The sequence below is a fragment of the Polaribacter sp. genome (assembly GCF_965656025.1).
GTDB lineage: Bacteria > Bacteroidota > Bacteroidia > Flavobacteriales > Flavobacteriaceae > Polaribacter.
Map to the genome: position 1 here is coordinate 30,873 of NZ_CBFHJT010000014.1, position 14,358 is coordinate 45,230.

General features: G+C 31.8%; 11 protein-coding genes and 1 pseudogene. 10 read left to right on the forward strand and 2 right to left on the reverse strand.

What is annotated here, in order from left to right; all coding sequences use genetic code 11:
- On the reverse strand, positions 1–882 hold an 882-nt coding region (locus ACTG3S_RS04240), incomplete at its 3' end, for a penicillin acylase family protein (RefSeq protein WP_439128128.1).
- Positions 883–956: 74 nt separating this feature from the next.
- On the opposite strand from ACTG3S_RS04240, the gene ACTG3S_RS04245 reads away from it, so the two are divergent.
- From ACTG3S_RS04245 to ACTG3S_RS04255, 3 genes are all read left to right on the forward strand, one after another.
- A complete protein-coding gene (locus ACTG3S_RS04245; protein ID WP_439128129.1) occupies positions 957–2,120 on the forward strand; it encodes a DegT/DnrJ/EryC1/StrS family aminotransferase in 1,164 nt (387 codons plus the stop codon).
- Between the two features lie 283 nt (positions 2,121–2,403).
- A complete protein-coding gene (locus tag ACTG3S_RS04250) occupies positions 2,404–2,598 on the forward strand; it encodes a hypothetical protein (RefSeq protein WP_439128130.1) in 195 nt (64 codons plus the stop codon).
- 116 nt (positions 2,599–2,714) lie between these two features.
- Positions 2,715–5,549, forward strand: a complete 2,835-nt coding sequence (locus tag ACTG3S_RS04255; RefSeq protein ID WP_439128131.1) for a M16 family metallopeptidase — start codon at positions 2,715–2,717, stop codon at positions 5,547–5,549.
- A gap of 108 nt (positions 5,550–5,657) precedes the next feature.
- Here the strand turns inward: ACTG3S_RS04255 and fabD are convergent, their stop codons facing one another.
- Entirely contained in the window at positions 5,658–6,542 is an 885-nt protein-coding gene (fabD, locus tag ACTG3S_RS04260; protein WP_439128147.1) for an ACP S-malonyltransferase, read from the reverse strand.
- A 217-nt stretch (positions 6,543–6,759) separates the two neighbouring features.
- Between fabD and ACTG3S_RS04265 the strand changes: the two genes are divergently transcribed.
- The 7 genes and pseudogenes from ACTG3S_RS04265 to ACTG3S_RS04295 all read left to right on the forward strand — a co-directional run.
- Positions 6,760–7,497: a queuosine precursor transporter gene (locus ACTG3S_RS04265; protein ID WP_439128132.1), complete on the forward strand. Its 738-nt coding sequence runs from the start codon at positions 6,760–6,762 to the stop codon at positions 7,495–7,497.
- A gap of 73 nt (positions 7,498–7,570) precedes the next feature.
- Positions 7,571–8,281, forward strand: coding sequence for a DUF547 domain-containing protein (locus tag ACTG3S_RS04270; RefSeq protein ID WP_439128133.1), 711 nt, complete (start codon positions 7,571–7,573; stop codon positions 8,279–8,281).
- A gap of 72 nt (positions 8,282–8,353) precedes the next feature.
- Entirely contained in the window at positions 8,354–8,689 is a 336-nt protein-coding gene (locus ACTG3S_RS04275) for an arsenosugar biosynthesis-associated peroxidase-like protein (protein ID WP_439128134.1), read from the forward strand.
- Between the two features lie 279 nt (positions 8,690–8,968).
- On the forward strand, positions 8,969–10,024 hold the full coding sequence (gene arsS / locus ACTG3S_RS04280; RefSeq protein WP_439128135.1) for an arsenosugar biosynthesis radical SAM (seleno)protein ArsS: 1,056 nt from the start codon (positions 8,969–8,971) through the stop codon (positions 10,022–10,024).
- A gap of 9 nt (positions 10,025–10,033) precedes the next feature.
- Positions 10,034–10,711 (forward strand): DUF2064 domain-containing protein, encoded by a 678-nt coding sequence (locus tag ACTG3S_RS04285; protein WP_439128136.1) that lies wholly within the window; start codon positions 10,034–10,036, stop codon positions 10,709–10,711.
- Between the two features lie 66 nt (positions 10,712–10,777).
- On the forward strand, positions 10,778–13,969 hold the full coding sequence (locus ACTG3S_RS04290) for a SusC/RagA family TonB-linked outer membrane protein (RefSeq protein ID WP_439128137.1): 3,192 nt from the start codon (positions 10,778–10,780) through the stop codon (positions 13,967–13,969).
- Positions 13,970–13,977: 8 nt separating this feature from the next.
- Positions 13,978–14,358, forward strand: a pseudogene (locus ACTG3S_RS04295) (SusD/RagB family nutrient-binding outer membrane lipoprotein); the annotation flags it as partial.

Sequence of the window (14,358 nt, forward strand, 5' to 3'; positions counted from 1 at the left end):
AATATTAAATCCGTAAATTTCAAAATCGGGTGTTTTTATATGATTTTGATACCAAACTGAAGGCTGAGAATATCCAATATGAGGATCGTTAGCAAAAATAACTTTTCCGTTTTTAGTTTTTTCTGCACCAATTACCCAAGAGTTACTTCCTATAAATGTAGAAACTGGTAAAGCATCCATAATATGACTAACTTCTTTAGATAAATTAGATTTTAAAGGGTTTACTAACGTTTTATTAATGGTTAAGTTTTTATGATAAGAACTCATCAACTCGTTGATGTAAGCATCTCCTAAATTCTCTTTGATATCTGTAAGCAAAGGATCTGTTTTATGTGCAACAGCAAAACTAAATGCCATATAACCAAACACATTATATACGTCTTTAATGGTATACTTTTCTTTTTTGACTCCCACTAAACGAAACTCTATTGGGGTTGGACCTTCTTCTATAAATTGATTAATTCCATCTAAATATTTCTGTGTTAAAAGGTAAGCTTCAGAATTTTTATCTAGGTTCTCTATGGTTTTTGCCGCTGCTTCTTCAATACCCAAACCACTAAAAAACAGATCTGTTTTTAATAAATCCTTCCCAAAAATTTCCGACAATCTACCAGGGGCAATTCTTCTTATCAATTCCATTTGCCACAATCTGTCTTGCGCATGCACATAACCCAAAGCCACATAAGCATCTTCTTGATTTTTAGCATTGATATGTGGTACTCCAATCTCATCAAAATGAATGGTAACCTCATCCTTTAAATTTTCTAAATCAATTTCACCTTTATAATTTGGTTTTAATGCGTTTGTATACAACCAAATAAATACAGTTAAAGCACATAAAAGCAATAATAGGAATACAAAAATTTTTTTCAATATTTTCATGGAAATCTGTTTGATATATTCAAAGATAATAGATTTATATTGTATTTTTGATGTGTATTTAAAATGACTACTTCATGAAAAAAATCCAAATGGTAGACCTACAAGGTCAATATGCAAAAATTAAAGAAGATGTAAATAGTTCTATAGAACAAGTTTTAAATACTTCTGCTTATATAAATGGTCCTTTGGTGCACGAATTTCAAGCAGATTTAGAAAAATATTTAGATGTAAAACATGTAATACCTTGTGCAAATGGTACAGATGCCTTGCAAATTGCAATGATGGGTTTGGGTTTAGAACAAGGTGATGAAGTAATTACCGCAGATTTTACATTTGCAGCCACAGTAGAAGTAATTGCTTTGTTAAAATTAACACCTGTTTTAGTTGATGTAGATGCCAATACTTTTAATATTGATATAGACGCTTTAAAAAAGGCAATTACTCCTAAAACAAAAGCAATTGTACCTGTACATTTATTTGGGCAAGTTGCCAATATGGATGCTATTATGGAAATTGCTAAAGAGCATAATTTATTTGTGATAGAAGACAATGCACAAGCCATTGGTGCCAACTATACTTTTAAAAACGGTAAAAAACAAAAAGCAGGTACTATTGGTAATGTTGGTACCACTTCTTTTTTTCCTTCTAAAAACTTAGGTTGTTATGGTGATGGTGGAGCTATTTTTACCAATGATGATGCATTGGCACATACTATTAGAGGTATTGTAAACCACGGAATGTACACAAGATATTACCATGATGTAGTAGGCGTAAATTCGAGATTAGACTCTATACAAGCTGGTGTTTTAAAAGCAAAGTTACCTAACTTGAATAACTATTGTAATGCTAGAAGAAATGCAGCTCGTTTTTACAACAACGCTTTTAAAAACAACGCAAATATAATTACACCCACTACAAAATCGAATGCAACCAATAGTTGTGGTCAAATTTGTGACGTCTGCGATTGTCATGTCTTTCATCAATATACCTTACAAATTACCAATGGTAAAAGAGATGCTTTGCACAAACATTTGCTAGAAAAAGGGATACCAAATGCCATTTATTATCCCGTAGCACTGCATGCGCAAAAAGCTTATACAGATTCTCGTTATAAAGAAAGTGATTTTCCTGTTACCAATAAATTAATAGAAACCGTAATTTCTTTACCTATGCACACTGAGTTAGAGAATGAACAATTAGAATTTATCACAGAAACTATTAATAATTTTGTAAGTTAATTATTTTACAAAAAACTTCATTTTAAGCAGAAATGGGGTGTTTTTTAGATGTTTTTCATGATTTTTGATGTTTTTTGCGCACTTTTTAGTAAAAAACACACTTTTTTAGTTTATTATATTTTAACTAATACAAATATCTGTTAACATATCTGTAAAAATAAGGGGTTCTTTTTTTCATATCTGTATTTTTTATCTGATTTTCAATATTTTACATCGTATTTATTGACATTGACCCTCATTACAAGTAACTTTGTAAATATATTACTAATGATAAAAGAACCCAATGAAACTGATTAAAATTAAAAGAGAAACAAGATTAGAACAACGTCATACCGTAAAAATGGGCACTTTAAACACGAAAGTGACTTATATAAAAAAGACCGTTTTAAATCTTATCAATCTAAAAACTTTACATAAATATAGAGAAACCTATTATGGTGAAATAAAAGATTGTGAAGATTGCGTATTAGCAAAATAAAATTCAAAAATCTCAAAACTTAGTTTTGAGATTTTTTTTACGTTTTATTTAACACTTACCATCCTATAAAATATGCCATCATATTTGTAATTTTAAATTTTTAAAATCAACCGAGTATGAAAAAATTATTTCTATTATTTATAGCTACAGCTCTATTAGTGGCTTGTAAAGATTCTTCTGCAGAAAAGACTCCAGAATTAAGTATTAATTACAAAAAAATTGAACTAGACAATGGTTTAGATGTGGTGTTTCATGTAGACAAATCAGACCCTGTTGTAGCTGTAGAATTAATGGTACATGTGGGTTCTGCAAGAGAAGTTGAAGGTAGAACAGGCTTTGCTCATTTATTTGAGCACTTACTATTTTTAGAATCTGAAAACTTAGGAAAAGGTGGATTAGACAAAATGAGCGCAAGAATTGGTGGTTCTGGGGCAAATGGCTCTACCTCTAGAGATAGAACAAATTACCTACAAACTGTACCAAAAGATGCTTTAGAAAAAATGATTTGGGCAGAAGCCGATAAACTAGGTTGGTTTATAAACACTGTAACAGATCCTGTTTTGGCAAAGGAAAAACAAGTTGTTAAAAACGAAAAAAGACAAAGTATAGATAACAGACCATATGGACATAATCAATATGTAATTGGTAAAAATCTATACCCAAAAGACCATCCTTACAATTGGCAAGTTATTGGCTCTTTAGAAGATTTACAAAACGCTACTTTACAAGATGTAAAAACCTTTTTTAAAAAATGGTATGTCCCTAATAATGCTACATTAGTTTTATCTGGTGATATCAATATTGAACAAGCAACAAAGTGGGTACATAAATATTTTGATGAAATCCCTAGAGGTGAAGAGATTCCTGCATTAGAAAAAAAACCAGGAGTTGTAAAAGAAACTAAAAAATTATATTACGAAGATAATTTTGCAAGAGTACCACAATTAACTATGGTTTGGCCAACAGTAGAATCTTATCATCCAGATTCGTATGCGTTAGATGTATTAACTCAATATTTATCTGATGGTAAATCTGCACCCATGAATACTGTTTTAGTAGACGAACTAAAACTAACTTCATATGTAAGCATGTATAGTAGAAACTCTGAATTGGCAGGCGAAGCACAACTTTCTGTTAGAGCTTTTAATAATACAAAACTAGATGCTGTTTTAGAAGGAGTAAAAAAAGGTTTTGCAAAATTTGAAGCAAAAGGAATTTCTAAAAAAGATTTAAACCGAATAAAAGCAGGGCAAGAAACACAGTTTTACAGAAGCTTATCTAGTGTTTTAGGCAAAGGAACTAATTTAGCATCTTACAATACCTACACAGGTAACCCTGGTTTTGTGACGAAAGACATACAAAGCACTTTAGCTGTTACTACAGAAGATGTAATGCGAGTTTACAACAAATATATTAAAGACAAAAACTATATTGCTACCAGTTTTGTGCCTAAAAACAGTAAAGAACTGGCTTTAGAAAACTCTGACTTAGCAGACGTTGTAGAAGAAAAAATAGTAATTGGTGCAGAAGAAAATTTCGACCCAAAAATTGCAGCAACTTATGAAAAAACACCTTCTACTTTTGATAGAAGCATTGAACCTCCTTATGGAGAAAAACCAAGTTTAGCTGTTCCAAAAATATATGAAACAGGTTTAGATAATGGTTTAAAAATATATGGTATAAATAATGATGAAGTTCCTTTAGTACGTTTCAATTTAACTATTGATGGAGGCCAACTTCTAGAATCTATGGACAAATTAGGAGTTGCTAACTTAACTGCAGATTTATTAAACAAAGGCACAAAAAACAAAACTGTTGCAGAGTTAGAAGAAGCAATTCAAGAATTGGGTGCATCTATTTACATTTATTCTGGTAAAGAAAATATTACCATTAGCGGAACTACCCTAGCTAAAAACTATAATAAAACATTAGCTATTGCTAAAGAAATGCTTTTAGATCCAAGGTTTGATGCTCAAGAGTTTGAATTACTAAAAAAAGCAACCATTGCTAGTTTGCGTCAGCAAGAAGCAAGTCCGAATTCTGTAGCAAGAAATACCTATAACGAGTTAATTTACGGTAAAGACAATATTCGCTCTAAAAATACTTTAGGAACCATTGCCTCTGTAGAAAACATCACTTTAGAGGATGTAAAAAATTATTACAACAATTATATTTCTCCTTCGGTTGCAAAAATGTTAGTGGTTGGTGCTATTTCTAAACAAGAAGTAGTGGAAACTTTAGACGATTTAAATAAAAAATGGGACGTTAAAGAAGTAACCATACCTGAATATAAAACACCAGAAGCACCTACAAAACCAACCGTGTATTTTTATGATATACCGAATGCCAAACAATCGGTTTTACAATTTGGTACCCCAGCTTTAGCAGCTACAGATAAAGATTTTTACCCTGCTTCTGTAATGAATTATATTTTAGGAGGTGGTGGTTTTGCATCGCGTTTAACACAAGAATTGCGGGAAGGCAAAGGATATACTTATGGAATTCGTTCTGGGTTTTCTGGTACAAAAGCAAAAGGTGCATTTACCATTTCTAGTGGTGTACGTTCTAATGTTACGTTAGAATCTGCGCAAGCAGTAAAAAAAATATTAGAAGATTACCCAACAACATTTACTGATAAAGATTTAGAAACTACAAAAAGTTTCTTAATAAAAAGTAATGCAAGAGCTTTTGAGACTTCTAGAGCAAAACTAAACATGCTTTCTAATATTAGCAATTACGGTTTACAACCAGATTATGTAAAAGATAGAGAAGCTGTTGTAAATAACATGACCAAAGAACGCATTCAAGAATTAGCAAACAAATATGTAAATCCTGATAAAATGATTTGGTTAGTTGTTGGTGATGCTGCAACACAGTTAGAAAGAATGAAAGAATTGGGTTATGGAGAGCCAATTTTATTAAATAAAACCTCGGAGAAAATTAAGAATTAACCTTAAAGAAAAGAGATAATAGAGTAGAGAAAAAGTAAAGTATAAAAAATCCCAATTTCAAATTTTGAAATTGGGATTTTGTGTTTATATCAAAAATTTATTTTCTTACTAAGCAAAACTTGCCCCACTAGCGGCAACACTTCTATCAATTTTGCGCATTAAGCCCTGTAAAACCTTACCAGGACCCACTTCTATAAACTCAGTACCTCCATCTGCAATCATGGCTTGTATACATTGTGTCCATTTTACTGGTGCGGTTAATTGTGCTATTAAATTTCCTTTTATGGTTGCTGCATCTGTAATAGCCATGGCTGCCACATTTTGATATACAGGACACGTAGGTTCATTAAAAGTTGTTGTTGCTATAGCTGCCGCCAACTCTTCTCTTGCTGGCTCCATTAAAGGCGAATGAAATGCACCCCCAACAGGTAATAACAAAGCTCTTTTTGCTCCTTTTTCTGTTAACACTTCGCAAGCTTTTTTTACAGCTTCAACATCACCAGAAATCACTAATTGACCTGGGCAATTATAATTTGCAGCTACTACTACTCCATCAATTGCTGCACAAGTATCCTCAACAACGTCATCTGCCAAACCTAAAACTGCTGCCATGGTAGATTCTTGCATTTCACAGGCTTTTTGCATTGCCAAAGCACGCTTTGAAACTAATTTTAAACCATCTTCAAAAGATAAAACGCCATTGGCAACCAAAGCAGACAATTCCCCCAAAGAGTGTCCTGCAACCATTTCTGGTTGAAAAGCATCGCCTAAAACTTTCGCTAAAATTACCGAATGTAAAAAAATGGCTGGTTGTGTAACTTTGGTTTCTTTTAATTGCTCTGCTGTTCCTTCAAACATAATGTCTGTAATAGAAAAGCCTAAAATATCGTTTGCTTTTTCAAATAATTCTTGTGCCAAAGTAGAGTTTTCGTACAAATCCAATCCCATTCCTGTAAATTGCGCTCCTTGACCTGGAAAAATATATGCTTTCATAAATAATATAATTGTTGTTTGTGTGGGCAAAAATAGTAATTTTTAGTGGAAGCTAATCCCGCTTTCCGCACTCGCTTTTTTGTTCCCCAAAAAGAGCTCAAACAATTGCTACAATCGGGGCTAAACATTTTTGCCTACAGCATTCATTTTCTTACTGCTTCTTTATTATTAATTCACAAAACTTCAAACTTCCTAAAAATTCGTAACTTCGTTTTTTATGACATACAAAGACAAACTACTTGCCAATAGAATTTACCTAATTCTTGCAGCTCTTTTTATAGCTTCTTTGGTAACCTCTAACTTAATATTCCAAAAATTCTTTTATTGGTATCCTTTTGATATCGAGATTTTCGATACAAAACTCTTTGAAGTCTCTGTGGGTTTATTGCCCTATCCCATCACCTTTTTAATTACAGATATTTTATCTGAAATTTACGGAAAGAAAAAAGCAAACGAAGTTGTTATTGCTGGTGTTTTTGCCTCATTTTTCTCATTATTAATCATTTATATTTCTAAAGAAGTACCCGCAACACCTTGGTCTCCTGTTAACGATGGTATTTTTGTCAACGTTTTTGGTGCAGCACCATTGGCAGTTTTAGCATCCATGTTGGCTTATTTATTTGCGCAGTTTATAGACATTAAAATTTATCATTTTTGGAAACAACTCACCAAAGGAAAACATTTGTGGCTACGTAACAACTTCTCTACATTCAGCTCTCAAATTATAGATACACTAACCGTGTTAGTATTGCTTTGTTCATTCGGAATTATAGAATGGAAAAACTTTTTAGGCCTTTTTATAAGTGGTGTAATTTTTAAAATACTAATAGCAGCATTAGATACTCCGCTTTTATATCTAGCGGTATACGCATTTAGAAAAAGATTTAATTTAGACGTCAATGAAGAAATAGATGACACTATTCTTATAGGTAGTAATAACGCTATACATAAATAAGAAATAAAATTTAGGGTAATTTTTGTAATTACTTTTAAAATACAGCGTCTAAACCATCATAAATCAATTAAAAATGAAAAAAACGAGTTTACTTTTAGTGATGCTTTTTGTGTTTTTACAAATCAAAGCACAAACATCAATATTTAATAATTTATTAGAAAAACATGTAGATAAAAAAGGAAATGTTGATTACAAATCTTTTAAAGATGATGCATCAAAAATAGATACTTATCTTTCTTATTTACAAAAAACAAATCCAGACAATTCATGGTCAGAGAACAAACAAAAAGCATTCTGGATAAATGCTTATAATGCATATACCATCAAGTTAATTTTAGAAAATTATCCTTTAAAATCTATTATGGATATTAAAAAAGATGGCAAAACCGCTTGGAAAATTCCTTTTGCTAAAGTAGGTGGTAAAACGTATACCTTAGATCATATAGAACACGAAATTTTACGTAAAAACTTATTTGACCCAAGAATACACGTAGGTGTAAATTGTGCATCTGGTTCTTGCCCCAAATTATCTAACAAAGCTTTTACAGAAGAAAATATTGATAAACAATTAGAGCTTTTAATGAAAGATTTTATAAACGATGCATCAAGAAATAAAATAACGGGAAAGAAAGTCCAGATTTCAGAAATTTTCAATTGGTTTAAAGGTGATTTTACTAAAAACGGTTCACTTATTAATTATTTAAATAAATATTCTACCACAGCAATTAAATCAAATGCGAAAGTTAATTATTTAAAATACGATTGGTCTTTAAACAATAAATAAAGACGAAATTTAACTTGTTGCTCTTCAAAAACAATTTGTATCTTTCAATTTCAAAAAAATTAAAATCATTTTATGTCAAAATCATATTACGATGCAGCCGACTTAAGAAAATTCGGCAAAATCACAGAATGGAGTGAAGAATTAGGCAACAAATTCTTTGATTATTATGGGAAAGTTTTTGAGGAAGGCGCTTTAACGGCTCGTGAAAAATCTTTAATTGCCTTAGCTGTTGCACACACAGAGCAATGTCCTTATTGCATAGACGCCTACACCAAAGATGGGCTACAAAGAGGTATTACCAAACCAGAAATGATGGAAGCCATTCACGTAGGTGCTGCCATAAAAAGTGGCGCAACTTTAGTGCATGGAGTTCAGATGATGAACAAAGTAAATAAGTTAGAAATGTAAGCAGAGAACCAAAAACATTTTTACGTTTTTGTGTGCATCGCTTATCCCTGTGAAAACAGGGATCTCTAATTAAAAAATTTTAGAGGTCGCTTATCCCAACGAAAGTTGGGATATCAAAAACGATAAACTTAGAAATTTTATATTAAAAAATACTTTGACAAATTCCATGTAACAGGTATAAAATTTCTTAAGTTCAATCTAAAAAAACCAAACCAAAGTTTACTTCGTAAATAAATTTAAAGAACCTAAAAAAATACTGAGTCAAATTCAGCATAATATATGGCTACAAAATCATTAAAAGCAAGAAATAACGATATAGCAAATACTTCTCGTCAAATGGAAATTCTTTCAAACGGAATTTTTGCAGACGGAGAACTACCCACATTTGCAGAAAAAATAAAAGAAACCGGTCATTTTCCTTTGCGCCCTAAAAAGTTAGAAATTCTACAAATTAATTTAGGGTATATGTGTAATCAAGTATGTGAGCATTGTCATGTAGATGCTGGTCCAGACAGAAAAGAGATTATGACAGTTGAAACCATGCAACAATGTTTGGATGTGATCAAAAAAACAGAAGCACACACCTTAGATTTAACGGGTGGTGCACCAGAAATGAATCCTAATTTTAGATGGTTTGTAGAAGAAGCATCCAAAGCAGGAATTAAAGATTTTATTGTGCGTTCTAATTTAACCATTATTAGAGCCAATAAAAAATATTACGATTTACCAGAGTTTTTTAAAAAACACAATGTACACGTAGTTTCTTCGATGCCTCATTGGACTCGTGGAAAAACAGACAAACAAAGAGGTGATGGTGTTTTTGACAAATCTATAAAAGCCTTACAGGAATTAAACGCGGTGGGTTATGGTATGCCAGGTTCTAATTTAAAATTAGATTTGGTTTACAATCCTTCAGGTGCATTTTTACCTGGAGATCAACAAGCTTTAGAAAATGATTTCAAAAAAGCTTTAAAAGCTGATTTTGATATTGATTTTCATAGTTTATTTGCCATTACCAATTTGCCAATTAGTCGATTCTTAGACTATTTAATTGCTTCAGATAATTACGAAGATTATATGCATTCTTTATTGGATGCTTACAATCCAGAAGCTGTAGAAAATGTAATGTGTACCAATACGATTTCTATTAGTTGGGATGGTTGGTTGTATGATTGTGATTTTAATCAAATGCTAAACTTAAAAGTAGCTAGCAAAGTAAAACACGTGTCTGATTATAATGAAGAATTGTTACAAAATAGAAATATCATTATCAATCAACATTGTTATGGTTGTACTGCTGGTGCAGGAAGTAGTTGTCAAGGAGTTGTTGCTTAAAATATAAGATTGAAAAATAATACTGCCCTTTTAGTTTTTGCCAATTCAGCTCAAAAAGATGCTGAAAGAAAGTCATTTCTTTCTTCAGACGTTTTTAGTGCACTGAATCAACAAACCCTAAAAACAGTAAAAAAATCTGGAATTACTTTCTTTCATTTTTCAGAAAAAAATCAAGTTGGTCAATCTTTTGGAGAACGTTTTTCAAATGCTATTGAAGCTGTTTTCAATAGAGGTTTTAGTAATGTAATTACGATTGGTAATGATACGCCTCACTTAAAATCGCATCATTTAATTGCTGCTTTGCATCAATTAGAAAAAAATGATTTGGTATTAGGACCTTCTAAAGATGGAGGTTTTTATTTAATGGGAATTAAAAAAGCCTTTTTTAACAAAAAAACTTTTTTAAAATTACCCTGGCAAACCAGTCGTTTACAGAAATGTATCACATCAATTTCAGCTACCAAAAAATTACAAATTTCTTTTTTAGAACTTTTAAATGATTTAGATTCTAAAGAGGACATCAAAAAAATTATACATAGTTTTAAAGCGATTCCAACATCAATTTTAAAGCTACTTTTTGTTTTTTTTCAAATTGAGAAAAAACAGTTTATTCATAAAAAAACGGAATATCAAACCGTACTTTTTTCTCAACACTTCAACAAAGGATCTCCTTTAATTTTTGCGTAACACATCATTTATATTGATAAATAACAATATATAAAACAACTTTTTTTTACACAAAAATTACATTGAATGAAACACATTTCTATGTGGACTTTACTGTTGTTTACTAGCATCAGTTTTTCACAAATTAAAATATCTGGGGTTATCACAGATAAAAATAGCGGTCAAAAAATACCTTATGTAAGTATTTCTTCATCAACTAAAAATGGTACCACTTCTGACATAGATGGTACGTATAGTATAGAAGTTTTAAATGAAAATAAAATCTTAACCTTTTCGTATTTGGGCTATAAAACTCAAAAAATAAAAGTAGGAAAACAAACGATTATTAATGTTCAATTAGAAGAAATTGAGACAAATTTAGATGAAATTGTAGTAACTGCTTTAGGGGTAAATAGAAAAACAAAAGAATTGGGTTATGTTGTTCAAGAAATAAAAGCAAAAGATGTTACAGAGGTAAAAACCGTAAACTTTTTAGACAATTTGTCTGGTAAATTGGCGGGTGTAACTATTTCTCAAGGAGCAACAGGTGTTGGTTCTTCTTCAAAAATTACCATTCGTGGGGAAGCTTCGTTTTCGAATAACAATCCACTTTTTGTGGTAGATGGAACGCCAATAAACAACAATTCTATTCTTAATTTTACCAATGAAGCTGCTGCTGGTTTTCAAGAAATTGATTTTGGAAATGGTGCCATGGAAGTAAATCCTGATGATATTGAATCTGTAACGGTTTTAAAAGGGCCAAGTGCCGCTGCTTTATACGGTACAAGAGCATCAAATGGTGTAATAGTAATAAAAACCAAAGATGGTAAAAAGAAAAAAGGGTTAGGAATTAGCATCAATTCTACTGTAACTTTAGACAGTGCTTTTCGTTTGCCAGATTTTCAAAACGAATATGGGCAAGGTAACTCTGGTCAGTTTGCTTATGTAGACGGTTTAGGTGGCGGTACCAATGATTTAATTAGTTATTCTTGGGGTCCAAAATTAGATGCTGGTAATTTAATTCCACAATTTGATTCTCCTGTAACACTAGCAGATGGTACTGTGGTTCGTGGTGCAGATACTTCTTTGTATTCTGGAATTCCGATTACACCTACCTTGTTCCAATCAAACCCAGATAATTTAAAAGATTTTTATCAAACAGGGGTTACTACCATTAATAACGTTGCTATAAATGACAGTTTTGAAAGAGGTTCTTATCGTTTATCTTTTACAGATTTAGATAGCGAATCTATTATTCCTGGTGTGAATTTAGAACGTAAAACTGTGGCTTTAAAATTGAATTTCAATCCAACTGAAAAAACAAAAATTACTTCTTCTATCAATTATGTAAATTCTGGAAGTGATAACAGACCTTCTAATGGTTATGGAAGTGAAAATGCAAATTACTCACTGGTTGCTTGGGGTCCGAGATCTTTAAATATAAATAGTTTGCGTAATTACTGGCAACCAGGTTTAGAAGGCGTACAACAGTATTCTTTTAACTATACGTATTTTGACAATCCCTTTTTTACGTTGAATGAAAATACCAACTCGTTTAAAAGAGATCGTGTTTTTGGTAACATAGCCCTTAATCATAAATTCACAGATAATTTAAGTATTTCTCTACGTTCTGGAATGGATTACTCCTCAGAAAGGAGACAATTTAAACGTAATTTTAGTTCCAACCGTTTTAAAAACGGTGCGTATGCAGAACATGATGTTTTCTACAGAGAAATAAACACCGATTTTTTACTAAATTATAACAATACTTTTGGAGACTTTTCTTTTGATGCCTCTTTTGGTGGAAATCGATTAGACCAAACTGCATCCACCAAACAAACTCAAACTACTAACTTAGCACAACCTGGTATTTTTAGTTTAAACAACGCAGCATCTCCTTTAGAAGTTTTTCAATTTGAATCTAAAAAGAGAATAAACTCGTTATATGGTATTGCAAAATTTGGTTATAAAGATTACTTATTTGTAGATATTACTGGTAGAAACGACTGGTCTAGCGCTTTAGCCACTCCTTTTTCTGCAGATGGTACTTCGTTCTTTTACCCTTCAGTTTCTACAAGTTTTATACTCTCTAACTTTACAGAATTACCAGAAAACATCTCTTTTGCAAAATTAAGAGCAAGTGTTGCACAAGTGGGTAATGATACCAATCCGTATCAAACTTCCGGTGCATTTGTATCGCAAACACCTTTTAATGGACAACCTACTTTTAGCAATCAAGATTTTATACCAAACGCAAATTTAAAACCAGAAAGCACTACTTCTTATGAATTTGGCGCAGATGTTCGTTTTTTTAAAGATCGATTAAATATAGATTTTACCTACTATAACAATACCACCAAAGATCAGATAATTTCATTGCCTATTCCGATTTCTTCGGGTTACAATCAGCAAGTGGTAAATGGTGGAGAAGTAAACACGACAGGAGTCGAAATTATCTTAGGAGGGACACCGATCAGAACTAAAAACTTTACATGGAATACCACTTTTAATTTTGCCAGTAACAAATCTATCATTAAAAATTTACCACAAGATGAAGGTAGATTAACACTGGCTTACAGCAGGATTTATGACAGTGCCAACCAAACGGTTTGGTTTCAAGTAGAAGAAGGTGGACAAATTGGCGATATGTATGGAACTGGGTATCAAAAAAATGACAATGGCGAATTTCTTTTAGATGATAATGGACGCTACATTGCCAACAATAATTTAATTAAAATTGGAAATTACAATCCAGATTTTACATTGGGTTGGAACAATCGTTTCAAATATAAAAATTGGAATGCAAGCTTTTTATTTGATTGGAGACAAGGTGGCGAAATTGTTTCTAGAACAAGAGCTTTAGGAAATGTTGGTGGACAATTGGCAGAAACAGCAAATAGAGAAGTCGATATTGTGCCTCAAGGAGTTAATATAAACACTGGTTTACCTAACACAGTTGCAGTTTCTCCAGAAAGTTATTACAGACAATTTTATGACAGAAACCATGAAGAAAACAATGTATACGACGCTTCTTTTTTAAAATTAAGACAATTTTCAGTTGGCTACACACTTAATTTTAACCCTGGCTTTATGGGCTTAAAAGAGGAATCTACCATGAATTTATCCTTAATAGGAAATAACTTCTTTGTAATTACAGAAAATCCACATTTTGACCCAGAACAATTGGCTGTACAAGGCAATGGTTTTGTAAGCGGTGTAGAAGATATGAGTTATGCTACAAGCAGAAGCATCGGTTTTAAAGTTGGATTTAATTTTTAAGAAAAAACATGAAAAAAATTATATATAGCATCGCAATTTTTGCAATTACATTGGCAAGTTGCACCAAAGATTTTGAAGAAATTAACACCAACCAAAATGCGCCAGTTTCGGTACAACCCAGTTTGTTGTTAAGACAAGTAATTTACAATTTTGGAGACGAAATGAGTTATGAAGGCTTTGTTGCTGGAGATTTATTAGGCCAATATAGAACAGCAATCGATTTTAATTTATTTGGACGACATGCTTTAAAATCACCGCAACTAGGAGGCAATCCTTGGCCGATATTTTTCACCAATTTACGCGATAATGAAATCATAATAAAACAATCAAAAGAGACGCCTGCTTTTGCAGTTTATGAGGGTCCTGCCTTAATTTTAAAAGCATATATG